The organism is Streptomyces sp. NPDC056373, assembly GCF_042262425.1.
GTDB lineage: Bacteria > Actinomycetota > Actinomycetes > Streptomycetales > Streptomycetaceae > Streptomyces.
In genome coordinates, this window is the sequence record NZ_JBHJPX010000002.1 from 144,380 (window position 1) to 165,665 (window position 21,286).

Here is a 21,286-nt window from a genome sequence, read left to right on the forward strand (position 1 = left end):
GACGAGGGCGGGTGCGCCGATCTGTGGAGAAGCCTCGCAGCTCACCACAAGGTGGTGCGTACTCCCGCGTACGCACCGGCGCGTAGTGCGTATCCGCGCGCCGGGGCGGCAGAGGTCTGTGGATCCGCAAGAGGCGTTTCGGCCGCCTTGCGCCTCACTCGGTGAGCCCGTGCCACGACCGCGACGTTACCGGGTGCGTCGTCGGCCTCCGGCACCGACCCGTCCTCGGCGACCGGACACCGTACGGTCACCGCGTGATCGGCCGGTTCGGCCTCGCCCCGGGCGCCGAGCACCGCCCACGGGATGCGCGCCCACCCGGGTGCCTTCGCCACGGCGAGACGGTACGGGCCCAGATTGCCGGAATGTGAAATCTCGCCATAGGCACATGACAACTCACAGACCCTGCCGCATTCCACTGGACGACGGGTCGAGGGGGGAGTTTCCTGGCATACGGGGGTAGTGCGAGCGCACTGTCACGGGGGCCATGGAATCGGGCAAGAGGCAACTCTCGGCGGATTGGGGCGCTTACTTATGACACCTACGCTCGTGCGGCAGCACCTGCCCCACGCGGGGGCCGCACCCCGCGTGGACCTGCGTGCACGCGCGCGTGACTGGTCCGAGATCCAGGAGCGGATGCTCGTACCGCTCTACGAGGCCGTCTACGAGCGACTGGACGTGGGTCCCGCGACGCGGCTGCTCGGCCTCGGCTGCGGTTCCGGGCTCTCCCTGCTGATGGCCACCGCCCGGGGAGCGGCGGTCACCGGTGTCGACGCTTCCCCCGAGAGAATGGCCCTGGCGCGGGAGCGGCTGCTCCCCGGGGCACCGGGCACACGTGCGCGTCCGGAAGCCCGGCTGGTCGACGGCTCTCCCCGGGACACCGCGGAGCCGGGCGCTCCCGGCTACACCCTGGTGACCGCCTTCGAGCCGATCGGATGCCTGGCGGGCGACTCGGAGGGACTGGCCGGAGCGCTCGCGGAGGCGACTCCGCTCGCCCGGCGCGGTGCGGCCGTGGTGCTGGCGGGCTGGGGCCCGCCGGAGCGCTGCGCCACGGCGTCCGTGATGCGGGTGGCGACGAAGCTGGCCGAGCCGCTGCGCACCTCGGGCAGCTGGCGCCCCGCCTGCCGCGACGACCTGGAGGACGTCGCCCACCGGGCCGGGCTCAGGCCGGACGGGTCGGGGCGGGTGGCGTGCCCCTTCGGCTACGCCGACGTGGACAGCGCGGTACGCGGCCTGAAGTCGACGGGTCTGTTCGACGCGGCGACGGCGGCGACGGACCAGGTGCAGGTCGACAAGGAGCTGGCCGAGGCCCTGCATCCGCACCGGCGGCAGGACGGGACGGTGTGGATGCCGAACGTGTTCCGGTACCTGATCGCCCGGACGCCCTGACGAACAGCGCTCCCGATGCGGGTGTGAATGGTGTGAAGGAAACGCCAAGGGGAGTTTTTGGTTCCACCAAGTGGATCATGAACGCTTAAAGTGATCCACCGCTCGGGGGACCTACACATCTGCATACAGGAGCTGCTGTGCCGCACCACCAGACCGCGCTGCGCCTCGTCGCGCCCGTCGCCGTCCTCGCCCTGACGCTCACCGCCTGCGGGGGCGGCGACGACACCGCCGACGCGAAGAGCACGGGCACCGCCCAGGCCAAGGCCTCGCCGTCGCCGGAGCCCACCTCCGGCGGCGAGATGGGCACCGGCGAGAGCGCCACGGGCAAGGTCGCGGAGGACCCGGGCGAGGTCACCTACGAGGTCCTGGCACAGAAGGTCGAGGTGGGCACCGAGGCCGAGGCGGCGAAGGCCGTCTCCGAGCCGGACAAGGTCAAGGGCAAGGCGCTGGCCGTCGCGTACGTGAAGTACACGCACAAGAGCGGGCCTGCCCTCACCGACGGCTCCGACGTGCACGACGGCGCGACGGTCTTCGCCGACGGACAGCGCGGCTCGGTCCTCATCGGCGCGTCCGAGGACGCCGCCGGCTGTGAGGACCCGTACGACGTCGAGAGCTGGAAGCAGGGCGAGAGCCATGTCTTCTGCGAGACGTACGTGGTCCCGGCGAACGCCGAGAGCGTCGAGGTCCACTGGTCGGAGGAGGACGGCGAGCCGTACGTCTGGAAGTTCCCCAACGGCTGACCGGCCAGGCACCGGCACACGACCGAGGGCGCCCCCTCCAGGAGGAGGGGGCGCCCTCAGCGTCGTCCGGACGGGCCGTCAGCCCATGAACTTCTTGAACTCGTCGGGCAGTTCGAAGTCCTTGCCGCCCTGCTGCGGCAGCCCGAGGGCGCCGCCGCCCTCGGCCGCGGCGGCCCGGCGGGCGGCCTCCTCCTGCTCCTGCTGCTTGCGCTTCATCGGGTTGCCGGAGCGCTGCTTGCCCTTGGCCTTCTTCGGCTGCTTCTTGGTGCGGCCGGGGCCGCCACCCATGCCGGGCATCCCCGGCATCCCGGGCATGCCGCCGCCCTGGGCCATGCGGGACATCATCTTGCGGGCCTCGAAGAACCTTTCGACCAGGTTCTTGACCGCGCTGACCTCGACGCCGGAGCCCCTGGCGATACGGGCGCGGCGCGAGCCGTTGATGATCGTCGGCTCCTGGCGCTCGGCCGGGGTCATCGACTTGATGATGGCGGCCGTGCGGTCGACGTCCCGCTCGTCGAGGTTGGCGATCTGGTCCTTCATCTGGCCCATGCCCGGCAGCATGCCGAGCAGCTTGGAGATGGAGCCCATCTTGCGGACCTGCTCCATCTGGGCCAGGAAGTCGTCCAGGGTGAAGTCCTGGCCCTTCTTGGACGCCAGCTTGGAGGCCATCTTCTCGGCCTCTTCCTGGCTGAACGTCTTCTCCGCCTGCTCGATCAGGGTGAGCAGGTCACCCATGTCGAGGATGCGGGAAGCCATCCGGTCAGGGTGGAAGGCGTCGAAGTCGTCGAGCTTCTCGCCGTTGGAGGCGAACATGATCGGCTTGCCGGTGATCTGCCGGATCGACAGGGCGGCACCACCGCGGGCGTCACCGTCGAGCTTGGAGAGCACCACGCCGTCGAAGCCGACGCCGTCGCGGAAGGCCTCGGCGGTGTTGACCGCGTCCTGGCCGATCATCGCGTCGACGACGAACAGGATCTCGTCCGGGGAGACGGCGTCGCGGATGTCCGCGGCCTGCTGCATCATCTCCTGGTCGATGCCGAGACGGCCGGCGGTGTCCACGATCACGATGTCGTGGACCTTGGACTTGGCGTGCTCGATGGAGTCCTTGGCGACCTTGACCGGGTCGCCGACGCCGTTGCCCGGCTCGGGGGCGTAGACGCTGACGCCCGCGCGGTCGGCGACGACGCTCAGCTGGTTCACGGCGTTGGGGCGCTGGAGGTCACAGGCGACCAGCAGCGGCGAGTGGCCCTGCTCCTTCAGCCAGCGGCCGAGCTTGCCCGCGAGGGTGGTCTTACCGGCACCCTGCAGACCCGCCAGCATGATCACGGTGGGCGGCTGCTTGGCGAAGCGCAGGCGCCGGGTCTCGCCGCCGAGGATGGTGACCAGTTCCTCGTTGACGATCTTGAGGACCTGCTGGGCGGGGTTCAGCGCCTTGCTGACGTCGGCACCGAGGGCGCGCTCCTTGACGTTCTTGATGAACGTCCGGACGACGGGCAGCGCCACATCCGCCTCGAGCAGCGCGATCCGGATCTCGCGCGCCGTGGCGTCGATGTCCGCCTCGGAGAGCCGTCCCTTGCCGCGCAGGTTCTTGAAGGTCGCTGAGAGGCGATCGGAAAGAGTATCGAACACGGCGCTCGCGGTCCTCGGGGTCGGTGGCTACAGGGAATCGCCCTCCAGGGTATCCCGGCGTGACAAGTCGCCGGGTCGGCCTCACCCCCGCAGTGTCTCCTCCAGCTTCCTCGCCACCGCCGCCGCCTCGTCCCCGGGCAGCGGCGCGCCTTCCGGGCCGGTCACGTAGAAGGCGTCGACGGCGTTGGCGCCGAGGGTCGAGACGTGGGCGCTGCGGACCTGCACGTGCGCGTCCTCCAGGGCGCGGCCGATGCGGAACAGCAGCCCCGGGGCGTCCTGGGAGCGGACCTCGATGACCGTGGCCAGCCGGGAGGCTGCCGGGTGGACCGACACCCGGGCCGCGGGGGCGATCACGCCCCGGCGGCGCGGATAGGCAGCGTCCCGTTCGGCGAGGCGGCCGGCGATGTCCAGGGAGCCGTCCAGGGCCCGGACGAGGTCGGAACGCAGCCGGGCTGCCTGCGGCAGCGAGCCGTACTCGGCCGCGACGCGCCAGTCCAGCAGCAGGACGGAACCGTCCACGCCGTCCGGCAGGTGCAGGGAGCGCAGCTCGGCGGTGCGTACGGTCAGCCGGTGCATGGCGAGGACGCCGGCCACCGCGGGCAGCACCCCGGGCTGGTCGGGTACGGCGATGAGCAGTTCCACGCCGAGCGGCTCGGGGTCGCCGGACGGCTCCTGCCCGGCGGGCGGCTCGGTCTGGGCCCGCAGCGAGAGCACCGGGCTGCCCGTCGCGGCGGCCTCCAGGGCGAGCCGCTCCTGTTCGGCGGTCGGCGCGGCCTCCTCGGGGTCGTCCGGGGCGTCGCCGGCGAGCACCGCCGAGACCCGTTTGACCAGGTCGGCGACGAGCGAGCCGCGCCAGGACGACCAGGCCGCCGGGCCGGTGGCGAGGGCGTCGGCCTCGGTGAGCGCGTGCAGCAGCTCCAGGGTGCCCTCGGAGGCGACGGCCTCGGCGACGGAGCGCACGGTGGCCGGGTCCTCCAGGTCACGCCGGGTCGCGGTGTCGATGAGCGTGAGGTGGTGCCGTACGAGGGTGGCGATGACGGTCACGTCGTGGCGGTCGAAGCCGATCCGGGTGGCCACGTCCTTGGCGATGATCTCGCCCGCCACGGAGTGGTCGCCGGGCCAGCCCTTGCCGATGTCGTGCAGCAGCGCGGCGACCAGCAGCAGGTCGGGGCGGCTGACCCGGCGGGTGAACTCGGAGGCGCGCACCGCGGTCTCGATGAGGTGCCGGTCGACGGTCCACAGGTGCACGGCGTTGCGCTGCGGGCGGCAGCGGACCCGCTCCCAGTCCGGCAGCAGCCGGGTGATCAGCCCCTCGGCCTCCAGCGCCTCCCAGACCTCGATGGTGGGGCGCCCGGAGCCGAGCAGGGTGACGAGCTGTTCTCGGGCCTCGGCGGGCCAGGGCGTGGGCAGCGGGCGCACGGTGGCCGCCAGGCGCCGTACGGCGTGCAGCGAGAGGGGGAGGCCGGCCTGCGCGGCGGCGGCCGCGGCGCGCAGCGGCAGCACCGGGTCGCGTTCGGGGCGCGCGGCGCGGGCGAGCACCACCTCGCCGTCCTGCTCCACCACTCCCTCGGCCAGCGGTGAGCGCTCGGCGGCCGGTTTCCCGCTGCCCGGAGCACGCCCGCCGCCCAGCATGGCGCGCAGCCGGGGCCGCACGGCGCGCGACCGCAGGACGCGCCCCACCTCGCGCCAGGTGACGTCACTGGCGTACGAGATGAGCCGGGCCGCCTCGTAGACCTGCCGCAGCAGGGTGTCCGCGTCGAGCAGGCCCAGCTCGGCGGCCACCTGGTCCTGCTCCTGGAGGGCGAGCCGGTCGGTGGCGCGCCCGGTGGCGAGGTGCAGGGCGTCCCGGACGTCGAGGAGCCGGCGACGGGCGTCGGCCAGGCCCTCACGCGGGGCGTCGGCGAGCCAGGAGGCGGCGACGGCGCGCAGCGCGGTGGCGTCGCGCAGCCCGCCGCGGGCCTCCTTCAGGTCGGGTTCCAGCAGGTACTGCAGCTCGCCCTGGCGCTCGGCGCGTTCGGCGCACAGTTCCTGCAGTTCGGGAAGGCGTTTGGGGGCCTGGTTGCGCCAGTCGGCCAGGACGGCCGTGCGCAGCGAGGAGGTGAGGCCGAGGTCACCGGCGATGTGCCGGGCGTCCAGCAGTCCGAGCTGCACCTTGAGGTCCTCACCGGCGGTCTTGCGGGCTTCGGCCGGTGTGCGGACGGAGTGGTCGAGGTCCAGGCCCAGGTCCCAGACGGGGTACCAGAGCCGGTCGGCGAGGGCGGCGACGGCCTTGGTGTCGCTGCCGTCGTGCAGCAGGAGCAGGTCGAGGTCGCTGCGCGGGGACAGCTCGCCGCGTCCGTAGCCGCCGACGGCGACGAGAGAGGCCCCGCGCAGTCCCTCGGCGCCCGCCGCGAACAGGCCGGTGAGCCAGTCGTCGGTGAGTTCGGCCAGGGCCGCACGGCGCGGCGGCCCGGACCGCGCCTCCTCGGTGAGGAGACGCAGCCGGGCCGCCGCGTAGCCGCTGGGTCCCGAGTCCTCTGCTTCCTTCTGCACGTCCGTACCCGTCACCCAGTGGCTCCTGTTCCGTTCGTCTGCTTCGAGGACTTCAGAGCGCGTCGGGACCGCGCTCGCCGGTCCGGACCCGTACGGCCGTGTCGACCGGGATCGACCAGACCTTGCCGTCACCGATCTTGCCGGTGCGGGCCGCCTTGACCACGACGTCGATCAGCTGCTCTGCGTCGTCGTCCTCGACCAGGACCTCGATGCGGATCTTGGGGACCAGGTCGACGGTGTACTCGGCGCCCCGGTAGACCTCGGTGTGGCCCCGCTGACGACCGTAGCCGCTGGCCTCGGTGACCGTCAGGCCGTGTACGCCGAAGGCCTGGAGGGCTTCCTTGATCTCGTCGAGCCGGTGCGGCTTCACGACGGCGGTGATGAGCTTCATGCGTCCACCTTCTTGCTCGCGGCTGCGGCGACGGGGGCCGTGACGGCCGTCCTGGCGGCGCCGCCACCGGCGCCGCTGAAGTCGTATGCGGTCTCGGCGTGCTCGGCCTGGTCGATGCCGGTCACCTCGTCGTCCTCGGTGACCCGCATACCCATGGTCTTGTCCAGGATGAAGGCGAGGATCGCGGAGACGATCAGGGAGTAGGCGAGGACCGCGAAGACGCCGGCGCACTGCTTCCAGAACTGGGTCAGGCCGCCGCCGTAGAAGAGGCCCTCGGCCGTGGACTGGCCCTTGCCGCTGGCGAAGAAGCCGATCAGCAGGGAGCCGAGGACACCGCCGACCAGGTGGACACCGACGACGTCCAGGGAGTCGTCGTAGCCGAACCTGTACTTCAGGCCGACGGCCATGGCGCACAGCACACCGGCGATGGCGCCGACCGCGATCGCGCCGAGCGGGGTGACCGCGCCACCGGACGGGGTGATGGCGACCAGGCCCGCGACCGCGCCGGAGGCGGCGCCCAGCGTGGTGAACGCGCCGTGGCGGATCTTCTCGTAGATCAGCCAGGCCAGCATGGCGGCGGCGGTGGCGATCTGCGTGTTGACGAACATCAGCGCGCCGACGCCGTCGTCGTTGCCGAGCCAGGAGCCGGCGTTGAAGCCGAACCAGCCGAACCACAGCAGACCGGCGCCGAGCATGACCAGCGGCAGGCTGTGCGGGCGCATCGGGTCCTTCTTGAAGCCGACGCGCTTGCCGATGACGAGGATCACGCCGAGCGCCGCGGCACCGGCGTTGATGTGGACCGCCGTACCACCGGCGAAGTCGATGACGCCCAGCTCGAAGGCCCAGCCGCCGGCGCCCCAGACCCAGTGCGCGACCGGGAAGTAGACGACCGTGGCCCACAGGGTGATGAACAGCGCCCACGCGCTGAACTTCACGCGGTCCGCGAGAGCACCGCTGATCAGGGCCGGGGTGATGATCGCGAACATCAGCTGGAAGACCATGAACACGAACACCGGGATGGTGTAGCCGGGCCACAGCTCCGTCAGGCCGATCTTGTCGAGGCCGAGCCAGTCGGAGTTCCAGCCGATGAGGCTGCCGGAGTCGGTGCCGAACGCCATGGAGAAGCCGTACAGCACCCACAGGATGGTGACGATCCCGAGGCTGATGAAGCTCATCATCAGCATGTTCAGGGTGCTCTTGACGCGGACCATGCCTCCGTAGAAGAAGGCCAGGCCCGGCGTCATGAGCATCACCAGGGCGGAACAGATGAGCATGAACCCTGTGTTCGCGGCAGACAGCTTGGGCGCTTCTGCGGCAAGGGTGATGGCTGGTGCCATCGGCGTCTCCTCGTCATTGGTACGGCCCCGTGCGGGCGAAGCCTCGAGCGGAATGAGGGGTGGGCCGGTTATGCGCCACGAGATTGACGCAGCGCGGTTTCGGTCGGAGCCCCTCGTTGTTTCGCGACCGTGACGAAGGCGTCCTCTGTGTTACGCGTCGATGAACTGCCCGCCGGCGGGCAAGCCGATCGTTATCGTGGCGCAACCTTCGGCTTTCAGGCAGCCGTGGGCGCACAGGCCGGCCGCGGCCGGCCTTCCGATGACCTGGCATGGGGGAGCCGAGTCGGGCAGTTCGGGAGGGCCGGCCGCGGCCGGGGTTCAGGAGGTCGGACGGCTTCTCAGACCGCCTCGGCGGTCTCGGGAAGTTCCGCCGCGAGCCGCTCGGTGAGGTCGACGACCTCACCGAGGTCACCGAATTCCCGGGCGGCGGTGTCGACCGTCTTCCGGATCCGGGTGTTGACGCGCTCGGAGCGGACCTTCTTGGCGACCTGCATGGCCTCGGTGGCGAAGACCGTGCTCCGCTCGGGCTCGCGCTGGAGGAGGTGCACCGTGGCCATGCCGATCAGGTTCAGTGCGTACGAGCGCTGGTGCTCGCCGTCCTCGGCGAAGAGCTTCACGGCCCGGTTCATCAGGGGCTCGGCCAGCGAGGCGTACGTGGGGCTGCGGCCCGCGACGTAGGCCAGGTCGCGGTAGGAGTGGGAGTTCTCGCCGTGCAGCTCGGCCTCGGAGAAGAAGCGGATCCAGTCGGGGTCCGGCTCGTCCCACTCGTCGGCCTCGGAGAAGGTGTCCTCCGCCATCCGCACGGCCCGCTTGCACTTGCCGGGCTGCCCCATGTTGGCGTAGGCGCGGGCCTCCATCGCATACAGCATCGACTGGGTGCGCGGACTGGCGCAGTCGCGGCTGCCGTACTGCGCGAGGTGGATCAGCTCCAGCGCGTCGTCGGGCCGGCCGAGGTGGATCATCTGGCGGCTCATGCTGGACAGCACATACGACCCCAGCGGCCGGTCACCGGCCTCCTTGGCGGCGTGCAGCGCGAGGACGAAGTACTTCTGCGCGGTCGGCTGGAGCCCGATGTCGTACGACATCCAGCCGGCCAGCTCGGCGAGTTCGGCGGCGACCTTGAACAGGCGGCGGGTGGTGGACTCCGGCTGGGGTTCCTGGAGGAGGTCCGTCACCTCGTGCAGCTGTCCGACGACCGCCTTGCGACGCAGGCCGCCGCCGCACTGGGCGTCCCACTGCCGGAACATCACCGTCGTGGACTCCAGGAGGTCCAGCTCCGGCCTGGAGAGCCGGCCGCGGGCACGCCCGGAGCCGCCCGGATGACCGGGCTCGTCGCGTGGGGCCTGGGGTGAGGGGACGAGCCAGCGCTGCATGGGCTCGATGAGGGCCGGGCCCGCGGAGAGGGCCAGCGAGCTCCCGAGGAAGCCGCGGCGCGCCAGCATGAGGTCGCTGCGCGAGAACTCGCTGAGCAGGGCCACGGTCTGCGGGCCCGTCCAGGGCAGGTCCACGCCGGTCGCGGAGGGCGACTGGCGCGCGGCGCGCAGGCCCAGGTCCTCGACGGAGACGACGACGCCGAAACGCTCGGAGAACAGCTCGGACAGGATCCGGGGGATCGGCTCGCGGGGGTTCTCCCCGTCGAGCCAGCGGCGCACCCGCGAGGTGTCCGTGGAGATGTGGTTGGCGCCCAGCTGCCGCGCCCTGCGGTTGACCTGGCGGGCGAGCTCGCCCTTGGACCAGCCGCTGCGCGCGAACCAGGAGGTGAGCAGCTCGTTGGGGCGCTTGTCAGCGTGCGTCGCGCTCGCAGCGTTCGTTCCGCTTCCGCCGTTGCCGCTCACTGGAACGCCCCCATCCCTGAGACCACTTGTCGCCGAGTGCGCCAAGCCCTATCAGCATGCCGGTTTGTACGGCCGTCCGTCCGGCCCTTGTCACCCTTCGAACGGAATGACGACTTGCCTCCGGCATACCCACGAGCGCATGTGCCCCCAGGGCTCGTGCACACAAAGTAATCCTACGATCACCCGTCCAACCACGGCTCACACGGAAACGCCACCATTCGCCACCCCTTCGAATGAACTCATGTACGCCTGGGCGCGATTCACTTGACACAGCACAACCAGGAGTGGGTGCAGCGATGCACTTGGGGGCGCGCGTCGCCGGACACGCCCCTCCGGGCACACCCGGGCGCCGAGTGGGCGGGCCGCCACCGGGAAGGCGGAAACAGAGAGTCACGCACCGCGTCCGCTGCGTAACCACCGGGCGCCGGACCCGTTGGAGGGGGCATGGGGTTCACGATCGGCATCAACCGCGGCATGCGCGACATCCGGTCCGGCTCACGCCGCCGCCGCACGTCGGACGGCACGGCCGTGGCCGAGTACACCGGACTGTGGGGCTGGGACGTGGTGCCGGGCGCCCGGGCCTCGGCGGGCGCCTGCTCCTGCGGCCGCGGCGACTGCCCCGCGCCGGGCGCGCACCCGCTCGATTTCGCCCCGGTGCTCGCGGCCGGTGCGACGCTGGACGCCGTGACCGAGACGTGGGGCGAGTTCCCCGGTGCCTCGGTGATGCTCCCGGTCGGACGGGCCTTCGACGTCATCGAGGTGGCCGAGTCCGCCGGCTGCCGCGCGCTGGCCCGGCTGGAGCGCATGGGCCTGCCCGTCGGCCCGGTCGCCGCGACCCCGGACGGCCGGGCGCACTTCTTCGTCGCCCCCGGCGCCGCCGCCGATCTCCCCGGCCTGCTGTACCGCATGGGCTGGGACGACCCGGACTCCCTCGACCTGCGCGGCCTCGGTCCGGGCGCGTACATCACGGCACCGCCCTCCGACCGCGGCGGCCTCGGCCCGGTGCGCTGGCTGCGCTCCCCCGCCCTGGACTCGGCGTGCCGGCCGCCGGAGGCCCGCCTGGTACTGGGCACGCTGGCCTACGTGGCACACCGGTCGCGGGCCTAGATCGCGTCCGGTACCGACGTACACAGCGAAGCGCCCGTCCCGATCACGCATCGGGGCGGGCGCTTCGTGTGCGGACACGGATGTCCGCAGGTCGCTCCTCGGCCGAGTCGCGAGCTCACTCTCCGATGAGGGCGTCGACGAATGCCTCCGGCTCGAACGGCGCCAGGTCGTCCGCGCCCTCGCCGAGCCCGACGAGCTTGACCGGGACGCCCAGCTCGCGCTGGACCGCGACCACGATGCCGCCCTTGGCCGTGCCGTCCAGCTTGGTCAGCACGATGCCGGTGATGTCGACGACCTCGGAGAAGACCCGGGCCTGCACCAGGCCGTTCTGGCCGGTGGTGGCGTCCAGGACGAGAAGTACCTCGTCGACCGGGGCCTGCTTCTCCACGACCCGCTTGACCTTGCCGAGCTCGTCCATGAGGCCGGTCTTGGTGTGCAGGCGGCCGGCGGTGTCGATGAGCACGACGTTCGCGCCCATCTCCTTGCCCTCCTTGACCGCGTCGAAGGCCACGGAGGCGGGGTCGCCGCCCTCCGGTCCACGCACGGTGTGGGCGCCGACGCGCTCGCCCCAGGTCTGGAGCTGGTCGGCGGCGGCGGCGCGGAAGGTGTCGGCGGCGCCGAGCACGACGCTCTGGCCGTCGGCCACCAGGACGCGGGCGAGCTTGCCGGTGGTGGTGGTCTTGCCGGTGCCGTTGACGCCGACGACCATGACGATCCCCGGCTTGCGGTCCTCCGGCTCGGTCTTGACCGCGCGGTCCAGGTCGCGGCCGACCAGCGTGACCAGTTCCTCGCGGAGCAGGCTGCGCAGCTCCTCGGGGGTGCGGGTGCCTAGCACCTTCACCCGCTCGCGCAGCCGCTCGACCAGTTCCTGGGTGGGCTGCACGCCGACGTCCGCGGTGAGCAGCGTGTCCTCGATCTCCTCCCAGGTGTCCTCGTCGAGGTGCTCGCGCGACAGCAGGGTGAGCAGGCCCTTGCCGAGGGCGTTCTGCGAGCGGGAGAGCCGGGTCCGCAGCCGGACCAGGCGGCCGGCTGTGGGTTCCGGGATCTCGATCTCGGGAGCTTCGGCGGGCGGCTCCTCGACTACGACCGGAGCCGAGCCGTCCGGGAGATCCACCTCCTCGATGGTGCGCCGCGGTTCCTCCCGCGGCGTCTCGGCCTCGTCGCCGACGTGCGGCTCGGCCGGTGGGGCGGTGATGTCGGGCGCTGCGGGCGGGGGCGGGGGCAGCTGCTTCTTGCGCCGGCTGCCGACGATGAGCCCACCGAGCGCGCCGAGCACGACCACGGCGATGACTACAGCAAGGATGACGATGTCCATAACGGGTCCAGTATCAGTCATGGGCCCGCGGGTCACCCCGCTCGCACCGCCCCGCCGGGCCGGGCGCCGCCGGATCTCCACACCCCTGGATGTCTGACGCATCGTCAGCTAACGTCCCCCGGACACCCGCCCGGCGGAGGGAGACGCCCCCATGCCCGTCACGGTCGCACGCTTCAACCTCGTCGCTCCCGGGGCGACGCCCGCCGAGCTCGGCGCCCGCTACCGGGCGGCCCTGGAGATGGCCGTGTACGCCGACGACCGGGGCATGAGCACGGTGCAGACGGAGGAGCACCACGGGGCGGACAACAACTGGCTGCCGTCGCCGTTCGCCTTCGCGGGAGCCGTCTTCGGCGCGACCCGGCGTGTCGCGGTGACCGTCTCGGCGGTCATCGGCCCGCTGCACGACCCGCTGCGGCTGGCAGAGGAGATCGCCGTGCTGGACCTGCTGAGCGGCGGCCGGCTGGTGACGGTCGCCGGGATCGGATACCGGCCGCAGGAGTACGAGCACTTCGGGGTGGACTTCGCCCGGCGCGGGAAGCTCCAGGACGAACTGCTGGAGACACTGCTGGCGGCCTGGACGGGCGAGCCCTTCTCCTACCGGGGCCGCACGGTCCGTGTCACCCCGCGCCCCTGCACCGAACCGCACCCGCTGCTCCTGGTCGGCGGCTCGTCCCGGGCAGCGGCCCGTCGCGCGGCCCGGCTCGGGCTGCCGTTCTTCCCGAGCGCGCATCTGCCGGAGCTGGAGGCGTACTACAAAGAGCTGCTCGTCGAGTACGGCACCGAGGGCTGGGTGATGATGCCCGCCGCCGAGACGCCCCTGCTGCACGTGGCGGAGGATCCGGACCGGGCCTGGGCGCGGTACGGGCGGCACTTCCTGCACGAGGCGCGGACGTATGCCTCCTGGCAGCCGGGCGGGATGCGCTCGGCGGTGAAGTCGGCCGCGACGACGGTCGAGGAGCTGCGCGCGGAGGGCGTGTACCGGATCCTCACCCCGCAGGCGTGCCTGGCGCTGGGGCTGGAGTCCTATGTCCTGCATCCGCTGGCGGGCGGGATGCCGGTGGAGGAGGGGTGGCGGAGCCTGCAGTTGTTCTGCGAGCGGGTGCTGCCGGGCCTGGACCGCTGACGCTGCCGGAGGCCTAGGTCCGGCGTACGACAGACCGCCGCCCCGGCTCGGGCAGTGGCCGAACCGGGGCGGCGGCGGGATTACGGGGAGAGGGGCAGCGGGGACTTGGCCCTTCTCCCCGAGTCGCGGGACGGGTCTAGCCCATCTCCTCCAGGGCCTTGCCCTTCGTCTCCTTGACGAACTTCAGGACGAACGGGATCGAGAGCGCGGCGAACGCCGTGTAGATCACGTAGGTCAGGGAGAGGTTCCAGTCGGCGAGCGAGGGGAAGCTCGCGGTGATGGCCCAGTTGGCGATCCACTGCGCGGCGGCGGCCACACCCAGGGCGGCTGCGCGGATCCGGTTCGGGAACATCTCGCCGAGCATGACCCAGACGACCACGCCCCAGGACAGGGCGAAGAAGAGGACGAAGACGTGCGCGGCGATCAGGGCGATCCAGCCCTGCGTGGCCGGCAGCTTGCCGTCGACGAGGTGGTGGGAGAACGCCCAGGCCTCCAGCGCCAGGCCGACGACCATGCCGACCGAGCCGATGATCGCGAGCGGCCGGCGGCCGATGCGGTCGACGAAGATCATCGCGATGACGGTGCCGACGATGTTGATGATCGACGTGGTGAAGGAGTAGAAGAACGAGTCGGCGGGGTCGACGCCGACCGACTGCCACAGCGTCGCGGAGTAGTAGAACGCGACGTTGATGCCGACGAACTGCTGGAAGACCGACAGGCCGATGCCGACCCAGACGATCGGCTTGAAGAAGAAGCCGCCGCCGAGCAGGTCCTTGAAGCTCGACCTGTGCTCGCTCTTCATGGCGCCCTCGATCTCGGCGACACGGGCGTTCAGGTCGACGTCCTTGCCCTCGACCTCGGTGAGGATCTCGCGGGCGCGCTCGTGCTTGCCGACGGAGATCAGGAAACGCGGGGACTCGGGGATGACGAAGGAGAGCAGGCCGTAGAGGACGGCCGGGACGACCATGACGCCGAGCATGACCTGCCAGGCCTCCAGGCCCATCAGCTTGCCGCGCTGGTCACCGTCGGCGGCGTTCAGCAGACCCCAGTTGACCAGCTGCGACACGGCGATGCCGATGACGATCGCGGCCTGCTGGAAGGAGCCGAGCCGGCCGCGGTAGGCGGGCGGGGCGACCTCGGCGATGTAGGCCGGGCCGATCACGGAGGCCATGCCGATGGCGAAGCCGCCGACGACCCGCCAGAAGGCGAGGTCCCACAGCGCGAAGGGCAGCGCGGAGCCGACGGCGCTGACGGTGAAGAGGGCCGCCGCGATCTGCATGCACCGGATGCGGCCGATGCGGTCGGCTATGCGGCCGGCGGTCGCCGCGCCGATGGCGCAGCCGATGAGGGCGATGGCGATGACCTGGGCGAGGGCCGCGGAGCCCACGTCGTAGCGGTCACGGATGGCCTCGACGGCGCCGTTGATCACGGAACTGTCGTAGCCGAAGAGGAAACCGCCCATCGCGGCTGCCGCCGCGATGAAGATGACGTGCCCGAGATGCTCGGGGTGAGCCGTCCTGGCTCCTGACTGGGGTGCCTGCGCTGTGCTGGTCACGTGTACTCCTCAGGCCACCGGCAACGCTGCCGGAGGGGATCAGCCCTTCGAGGTGCCACCTGAAGGTACCTGAAGGTAAAAGGAACGTTGCCGAGACTATGCCTTCAAGTTTCGAAGTCAATAGGTCAGTGACTGAGAATCCGAGGCAGAAGTGTGGGGGCAATGTGTTCAAGTGTTGAAGTCATGAAGAGCTGCAGGTGAGGCTGGTGTAACGCGCACGCATCTAGCGGAGGCGCTGGCTGATGACCTTCGACACACCGTCGCCCTGCATGGAGACGCCGTAGAGCGCGTCGGCGACCTCCATCGTGCGCTTCTGGTGGGTGATCACGATCAGCTGCGAGGCCTCCTGCAGCTCCTGCATGATCCGGATCAGCCGCTGGAGGTTGGTGTCGTCGAGGGCGGCCTCGACCTCGTCCATGACGTAGAACGGGCTGGGCCGTGCCTTGAAGATCGACACGAGCATCGCCACCGCGGTCAGCGACCGCTCCCCGCCCGAGAGCAGCGACAGCCTCTTGACCTTCTTGCCCGGCGGACGCGCCTCGACGTCCACGCCCGTGGTGAGCATGTTGTCGGGGTCGGTCAGGATCAGCCGCCCCTCGCCACCGGGGAACAGCCGGCTGAAGACGCCCTCGAACTCCCGGGCCGTGTCGCGAAAGGCCTCGGTGAAGACCTGCTCGACGCGCTCGTCGACCTCCTTCACCACCTGCAGGAGGTCCGCCCGCGTCTTCTTCAGGTCCTCGAGCTGCTCGCTGAGGAACTGGTGGCGTTCCTCCAGCGCCGCGAACTCCTCCAGGGCGAGCGGGTTCACCTTGCCGAGCTGCTGGTAGGCACGCTCGGCGGCCTTCAGCCGCTTCTCCTGCTCGGACCGGGCATACGGCTTCGGCCGGTTGCGGGGGTGCTCCGGGTCCTCCGGCAGCTCCTCGCCCTCGGCGGGGGGCGAGGGCGGCACGAGCTGGTGCGGTCCGTACTCCGCCACCAGCCCGGCCGGTTCGACACCCAGCTCCTCCAGCGCCTTGGTCTCCAGCTGCTCGATGCGCAGCCGCTTCTCGGCGCCGAGTACCTCGCCGCGGTGGACCGAATCCGTCAACTTGTCGAGCTCGCCCTTGAGGTCACGCCCCTCGGTGCGGGCACTGGCGAGTTCCTGTTCGCGGCGGGCCTTCGCGGTCTCGGCGGCGGTGCGCTCCTCGTCGGCGCGGGCGAGGGAGACCTCGACGTGCGCGAGCAGCTGCCGGGCACCGGCACCGACGGCCTCGGCGACGGCCGCCTCGTGCCGCAGCCGGGCCCGCCGCTGCTCGGCACGCGCGCGTGCCTCGCGTTCCGCGCGGGCGGCCCGGTCGAGCGAGTCGGCCCGCCCGGCCAGTGCCTTGACCCGTTCCTCGTGCGTACGGGCCTGGAGTCGGGCCTCCATCTCGGTCTGGCGCGCGTTGGCGCCGTCGGCTGCGAGCCGGTCCCGTGCGGAGGTGTCGGGCTCCTCCTCGATCGGCACCTCCTCGGCGACGGCGAGCCGCTCGGCGAGTTCCTCGACCTCCTGGAGCGCCTTGTCCAGGGCGTCCTGCGCTCGGGCCGCCGCGGCGGCGGACCGCTCGGCCTCCCCCGCCGCGCCCCGCGCCTGCCCGGCCAGACGGCCGAGCTGCTGGGCGACCGCCGACTTCTCCCGGTCGCCGGCCCGGCGCCGCTCCCCCAGTTCCTCGACCAGGGCGGCACGTTCCCTGCGCCTGTCGACCGCCGCGTGCTGCGTCTCGGTGAGCGCCTCGCAGCGGACGGCCAGCTCGTCCAGTTCGGCTGCGGCCTCGTCGACGGAGGCCTGGACCTCGAGGAGGCTGGGGGCGCCGGCGGAGCCGCCGTGGGCGAAGTGGGCGCCGAGGAGGTCGCCTTCGGCGGTCACGGCGGTCAGGTGAGGGTGGGAGTAGACGAGGTCCTCGGCGTCCTCCAGGGTGCTGACGACGACGATGCCGTGCAGCAGCCGTCGGACGGCCGGCATAAGGTCGGAGGGGCCGCGTACCAGGTCTTCGACGTAGGTGTGGCGGGTGTCCGCAGGACCGTTGTGGCTGGTCGCGCTCACGCTGCGGGAGCCGCATGTCGGGCACGGCCCCGCGCCCCTGAGGGGCTCTTCTCCCGCCAGGAGCAGGGTGGCTCTGCCCCCGTCCTGCTTGCGGAGGAGCCGGATCGCGTCGGCCGCCGAGGCCGGGGTCGTCACGGCGATCGCGTCCGCTGCCGCTCCGAAGGCCGCGGCGACAGCGACCTCGTGGCCGGGGGCCACCGTCAGCAGTTCCGCCGCCGGTCCGAGCAGGCCGGAGAGGCGGTCCTTCGCCGCGAGCAGCATGCCGGTGCCGTCCTTGCGCCGCAGGCCGAGTGCCAGCGCCTCGTGACGGGCCTGGGTCGCTGCGCGTTTCCGCTCCGCCGCGGTGGCCTCCTCGCGGGCCGCCGCGAGGGCGGCCTCGGCCTCGGCCAGCTGCCGCTTCGCCGCCTCGTGCTGCTCGGCGAGCTCCGCGTCGCCGGCGTCGAGGCCGTCGACCTCGGCCTTGAGGGCCTCGTACTCCTCCTGGGCGGCGACGGCCCGTTCCTGCGCCTCGTCGCGGGCGGCGGCAAGGCGTTCGATCTCGGCCTGGGCGGAGGCAGCGCGGGAGCGGGCGGCGTTGACCTGGCCGCTGAGCCTGGCCAGGCCCTCTCGCCGGTCGGCGATGGCGCGGGCGGCGTCCTTCAGGCGCCGTTCCTCTTCGGTGAGCGCGCGTTCCAGCTCGGCGCGGTGGGCGACCGTGTCCTCCAGGGCGCGTTCGGCCGCCTCCAGGGCCGCCTCCAGCTCGGCCTCCTGCTCACGGATGCGGGCGGCCTCGCGCTCCATGTCCTCGGGGTCGCGGCCGCGGCGCTCCTCGGGGGGCGCGGAGGTGGCGCTCTTCACGCGGGCGTCGGCCAGTGAGATGGTGCCGCGCACGCGTTCGGCGAGCTGTGAGAGCTCGTACCAGGTCTGCTGGGCGCGCTGGAGTCGCGGCGTGAGCCGGCGGACCTCGTCCTCCAGGAGGGCCTCGCGCTGCTGCGCCTTGCGCAGGTCCTGCTCGGCGGACTCCTTGCGCTCCTTCAGCGCTGCCTCGTCGGCGACCTCGGCCTTGAGGGCCTCCCGGAGCCGTACGAGGTCGTCGGCCAGGAGGCGCAGCCGGGCATCGCGCAGGTCGGCCTGGATGACGGCGGCCCTGCGGGCGACGGCGGCCTGGCGGCCGAGGGGCTTGAGCTGCCGTCTGAGCTCGTCGGTGAGGTCCTGCACGCGCGCGAGGTTGGCCTGCATCGCGTCCAGCTTCCGCAGCGCCTTCTCCTTGCGCTTGCGGTGCTTGAGGACGCCGGCGGCCTCCTCGATGAAGGCGCGGCGGCCCATGGGGTCGGCGTGCAGGACGGAGTCGAGCTGGCCCTGGCCGACGATGACGTGCATCTCGCGGCCGATGCCGGAGTCGGAGAGGAGTTCCTGGATGTCGAGGAGACGGCAGGTGTCGCCGTTGATCTGGTACTCGCTGCCGCCGTTGCGGAACATGATCCGCGTGATGGTGACCTCGGCGTACTCGATGGGCAGGGCACCGTCGGAGTTGTCGATGGTCAGGGACACCTCGGCGCGGCCCAGCGGGGGACGGCCGGTGGTGCCGGCGAAGATGACGTCCTCCATCTTGCCGCCGCGCAGCGACTTGGCGCCCTGCTCGCCCATGACCCAGCTGAGCGCGTCGACGACGTTGGACTTGCCCGAGCCGTTCGGTCCCACGACGCACGTGATCCCCGGCTCGAACCGGAGGGTGGTCGCCGAGGCGAACGACTTGAACCCGCGGAGGGTCAGGGCCTTGAGGTGCACGCCGCCGGACTCTACCGCCCGGGTGTGTCTCACTCCATGAACCCGCGGTTTCGCCGTTGAACGCGCAGGGCACATCAGACGTTAAAGACGGTGAAAGGATGCGGGGGCAAGAAAGAAGGGACGCCGACAGGGCGTCCCTTGCACTTCTGACTACTAGGCGGTTGTGACGGGCGGCCCAACCACTGCTGTGCTGTTGTGGAGCGGTGCAGTGATCAGGTGAGCGCAGGCTCCGCCTGGTGTGCGTCAACGCTCTCCATGATCCTGTCGTGAGAAGCGGCAGCCGTCAGCGCTTCGTTCTCCGCCTGGATTCGTCCGAGCTCGGATTCCAGGTCCTGGACGCGCTGCTGGAGCCGTCGCATCTCGGCGAGGAGTCGCGGGTCGGAGCCGCCGACGTAACCGAGAAGCGCCTTTGCCATGATGGATGGTCCTCCACAATGCGTGACCGACCGCTGCGGTGTGGGTCGTGAGGGATTCGCACCCGCGGTCTTGGCAGGGCCTGGAGTTGTACTGCCGTTCAGCCATGCCAAACAGCTAAGGTGCGCGGGGCTTTCAGCGTCTCACCAAAAAGTTTGACGGTCAACACGATCACGCCCCGTATTGGGGGGCGGTCCGGGCGCGCGAGGCCTGGAACGGCCGTACTGCGGCTCCTGCGGGGCCCTCGGGGCGTGGCGATCATCCTTGCGTGCGGAGCCCTGCAAGGCAAGCGGTTCTGGCAATCACCAGCAAGTTTCCTCTCCGAGCGGCTGTCGGTACGCCGCCCGGAGGTCGCCCCGGGAGCCGCCCGGCGGGCGTGATCAGCGGATGGCGAAGCCGTCGTAGCCGCCGCGCGGTGTGTCCCAGATCTCGGTGACGCCGTCCACACTGCCGGGCGTGTCGTCCCCCTGGAGCCACTCCAGCAGGCCCTCACAGCCATCGCGCCGGCCCTCGGCGACCACTTGGACGCGACCATCGCCCAAATTGAGAGCAAAGCCACTCAAGCCGCCGATCTCCAATGCCTTGGCCCGCGTGAACCAGCGGAAACCCACACCTTGGACGCGTCCCCGCACCCAGGCGACCAATCGCACATCCTCGCTCATGACTGCAACCTAACCGCCCAAACTCTCTCCGGGCACTTCCTCCACTTGCGCCATGCGGTACCGTCCCCCCTCAACGAATCTCATATGAAACTCACACGATCGAGTGAGTTTGGTGTTGATCTCGAGGACGAGTCGACCGCCAGGACGAGGAAGGCCAGGACATGGGACGCCACCGACGCTCCGACGCCGGCCGCGCCGCCACGGGCCGCGCCACGGGGCTCACCCACGCCGACGGATTCGCGGAGGGCCACGATCCGCTGTACCCCACCGCGGACGACGCCCCGACGATGGGCATCGCGCCGTACCTGAACCCGGAGGCGTACGCCGGCACCTACGCGAAGAGCGAGGCGTACCTGTTCGCCGGCGAGGGGTCCGCCGCGGGTGACGGCTTCGGCGATACGGCCGTCTTCGCGAGCGACGGCTTCACGAGCGACGGGTTCACGCCCGACAGCGGCGTCCGGCGTGCCGGTTCGCACCGCCGCCGCAAGAAGGGCGCCCGGCCGATGCGCACCGGTCTGCTCGGCGTTTCCGCCGCCGTCGCCCTCGGCACGGTCGCGGTCGCCACAGGCGCGGTGCCCGGCCTCGACAACTACAAGCTCGGCGGGGGCGGCGGGGCCGACAAGGTCCAGGCCGGGGACACACCGACGAACACCCCGATCGAGCAGGGTGGCACCGCCGGAAGCGCCGACAGCCGGGACGAGACGTCCACCAGCCGGGACGCCGAGCGTTCCGGCACACCGTCGCCGTCCGCCTCGAAGACCTCGGCCGCGCCGAGCAAGACGCCCGAGAAGCCTGAGAAGACGCAGGAGCAGACTCCGGAGAAGGCTCCGGAGAAGAAGAAGCCGGCGGCCACCCCGAGCGAGAAGCCGGAGAGCACGCCCTCCCGTACGGCCACGAAGGCGCCGAGGACGCCCAGCGCCTCCGCCGCCCTGTCCGGAGAGTCCGCCGCCGCGGCCCAGGTGCTCAGCCTCGTGAACGAGGAGCGGGCCAAGGTGGGCTGCAGACCCGTCGCCGCGAACAGCGCCCTCACGGATCTGGCCCAGAGCTACAGCGAGGACATGGCGGCGCGCGGCTTCTTCGACCACACCGACCCGGACGGCCGCACCCCCTGGGACCGGGCCGGGAAGGCCGGGATATCCAACCTCGGCGGCGAGAACATCGCCCGCGGCCAGGCGGACGCAGCGGCCGTGATGGACGCCTGGATGAACAGCCCCGGCCACCGCGCCAACATACTGAACTGCGACTTCAAGACGCTGGGCGTAGGGGTCGAACTCGGCTCCGGCGGCCCCTGGTGGACGCAGGACTTCGGCTACTAGGCCCGGCTCCTGGCCCTGCCCACGGCACCTCGGGTGACGTGGGAAAGACGCCTCGCAGCACTCGAGTGGTGTGGAAGAGCCTGGATCCCTGCGCGCTAACTTCTGGTTAGCGCAA

The 21,286-nt window shown here is 71.4% G+C and carries 15 protein-coding genes and 1 pseudogene; 5 read left to right on the forward strand and 11 right to left on the reverse strand.

The annotated features are described in order from the left end of the window. Nucleotides 1-161 precede the first annotated feature (161 nt). A pseudogene (locus tag ACFCXS_RS04620) lies at nt 162-329 on the reverse strand (proline--tRNA ligase); the annotation flags it as partial. Nucleotides 330-531: 202 nt separating this feature from the next. Here ACFCXS_RS04620 and ACFCXS_RS04625 point away from each other — a divergent pair. Then, nucleotides 532-1,386, forward strand: a complete 855-nt coding sequence (locus ACFCXS_RS04625; RefSeq protein WP_376641626.1) for a class I SAM-dependent methyltransferase — start codon at nt 532-534, stop codon at nt 1,384-1,386. Nucleotides 1,387-1,523: 137 nt separating this feature from the next. Continuing rightward, entirely contained in the window at nt 1,524-2,126 is a 603-nt protein-coding gene (locus tag ACFCXS_RS04630) for a hypothetical protein (protein WP_376641627.1), read from the forward strand. A 78-nt stretch (nt 2,127-2,204) separates the two neighbouring features. Here ACFCXS_RS04630 and ffh read toward each other — a convergent pair whose 3' ends face one another. The 5 genes from ffh to ACFCXS_RS04655 all read right to left on the reverse strand — a co-directional run bounded on the left by ffh (nt 2,205) and on the right by ACFCXS_RS04655 (nt 9,850). Beyond that, the gene (gene ffh / locus ACFCXS_RS04635; protein ID WP_376641628.1) at nt 2,205-3,755 is read right to left on the reverse strand and encodes a signal recognition particle protein; all 1,551 of its coding nucleotides are present in this window, start codon (nt 3,753-3,755) and stop codon (nt 2,205-2,207) included. 81 nt (nt 3,756-3,836) lie between these two features. Then, nucleotides 3,837-6,302: a [protein-PII] uridylyltransferase gene (locus ACFCXS_RS04640; protein WP_376641629.1), complete on the reverse strand. Its 2,466-nt coding sequence runs from the start codon at nt 6,300-6,302 to the stop codon at nt 3,837-3,839. 37 nt (nt 6,303-6,339) lie between these two features. Further along, nucleotides 6,340-6,678 carry a P-II family nitrogen regulator gene (locus ACFCXS_RS04645; RefSeq protein WP_003993253.1) on the reverse strand — a complete coding sequence of 113 codons (339 nt, stop codon included), beginning with the start codon at nt 6,676-6,678 and terminating at the stop codon, nt 6,340-6,342. After that, nucleotides 6,675-8,015, reverse strand: a complete 1,341-nt coding sequence (locus ACFCXS_RS04650) for an ammonium transporter (protein ID WP_376641630.1) — start codon at nt 8,013-8,015, stop codon at nt 6,675-6,677. Before ACFCXS_RS04650 ends, ACFCXS_RS04645 begins: the two co-directional genes overlap by 4 nt. A 338-nt stretch (nt 8,016-8,353) precedes the next feature. Beyond that, the gene (locus ACFCXS_RS04655; protein WP_376641631.1) at nt 8,354-9,850 is read right to left on the reverse strand and encodes a hypothetical protein; all 1,497 of its coding nucleotides are present in this window, start codon (nt 9,848-9,850) and stop codon (nt 8,354-8,356) included. Between the two features lie 444 nt (nt 9,851-10,294). Here ACFCXS_RS04655 and ACFCXS_RS04660 point away from each other — a divergent pair, with 444 nt between their 5' ends. Further along, the gene (locus tag ACFCXS_RS04660) at nt 10,295-10,957 is read left to right on the forward strand and encodes a bifunctional DNA primase/polymerase (protein WP_376641632.1); all 663 of its coding nucleotides are present in this window, start codon (nt 10,295-10,297) and stop codon (nt 10,955-10,957) included. Between the two features lie 115 nt (nt 10,958-11,072). On the opposite strand, the gene ftsY is transcribed toward ACFCXS_RS04660, so the two are convergent. Continuing rightward, nucleotides 11,073-12,272 (reverse strand): signal recognition particle-docking protein FtsY, encoded by a 1,200-nt coding sequence (ftsY, locus tag ACFCXS_RS04665; RefSeq protein WP_376641633.1) that lies wholly within the window; start codon nt 12,270-12,272, stop codon nt 11,073-11,075. A gap of 151 nt (nt 12,273-12,423) precedes the next feature. Here ftsY and ACFCXS_RS04670 point away from each other — a divergent pair, with 151 nt between their 5' ends. Next, the gene (locus ACFCXS_RS04670; RefSeq protein ID WP_376641634.1) at nt 12,424-13,395 is read left to right on the forward strand and encodes an LLM class flavin-dependent oxidoreductase; all 972 of its coding nucleotides are present in this window, start codon (nt 12,424-12,426) and stop codon (nt 13,393-13,395) included. Between the two features lie 136 nt (nt 13,396-13,531). On the opposite strand, the gene ACFCXS_RS04675 is transcribed toward ACFCXS_RS04670, so the two are convergent. The 4 genes from ACFCXS_RS04675 to ACFCXS_RS04690 all read right to left on the reverse strand — a co-directional run bounded on the left by ACFCXS_RS04675 (nt 13,532) and on the right by ACFCXS_RS04690 (nt 19,855). Next, entirely contained in the window at nt 13,532-14,950 is a 1,419-nt protein-coding gene (locus ACFCXS_RS04675) for a sugar porter family MFS transporter (protein ID WP_376641635.1), read from the reverse strand. Between the two features lie 223 nt (nt 14,951-15,173). Then, nucleotides 15,174-18,779 carry a chromosome segregation protein SMC gene (gene smc / locus ACFCXS_RS04680; RefSeq protein ID WP_376641636.1) on the reverse strand — a complete coding sequence of 1,202 codons (3,606 nt, stop codon included), beginning with the start codon at nt 18,777-18,779 and terminating at the stop codon, nt 15,174-15,176. A 212-nt stretch (nt 18,780-18,991) separates the two neighbouring features. After that, nucleotides 18,992-19,195, reverse strand: coding sequence for a hypothetical protein (locus tag ACFCXS_RS04685; protein ID WP_030852030.1), 204 nt, complete (start codon nt 19,193-19,195; stop codon nt 18,992-18,994). Nucleotides 19,196-19,573: 378 nt separating this feature from the next. Then, nucleotides 19,574-19,855 carry an acylphosphatase gene (locus ACFCXS_RS04690; RefSeq protein WP_376641637.1) on the reverse strand — a complete coding sequence of 94 codons (282 nt, stop codon included), beginning with the start codon at nt 19,853-19,855 and terminating at the stop codon, nt 19,574-19,576. Between the two features lie 161 nt (nt 19,856-20,016). Here ACFCXS_RS04690 and ACFCXS_RS04695 point away from each other — a divergent pair, with 161 nt between their 5' ends. Then, complete coding sequence (locus tag ACFCXS_RS04695; protein ID WP_376641638.1) at nt 20,017-21,171, forward strand: CAP domain-containing protein; 1,155 nt, start codon at nt 20,017-20,019, stop codon at nt 21,169-21,171. Nucleotides 21,172-21,286: the final 115 nt, after the last annotated feature.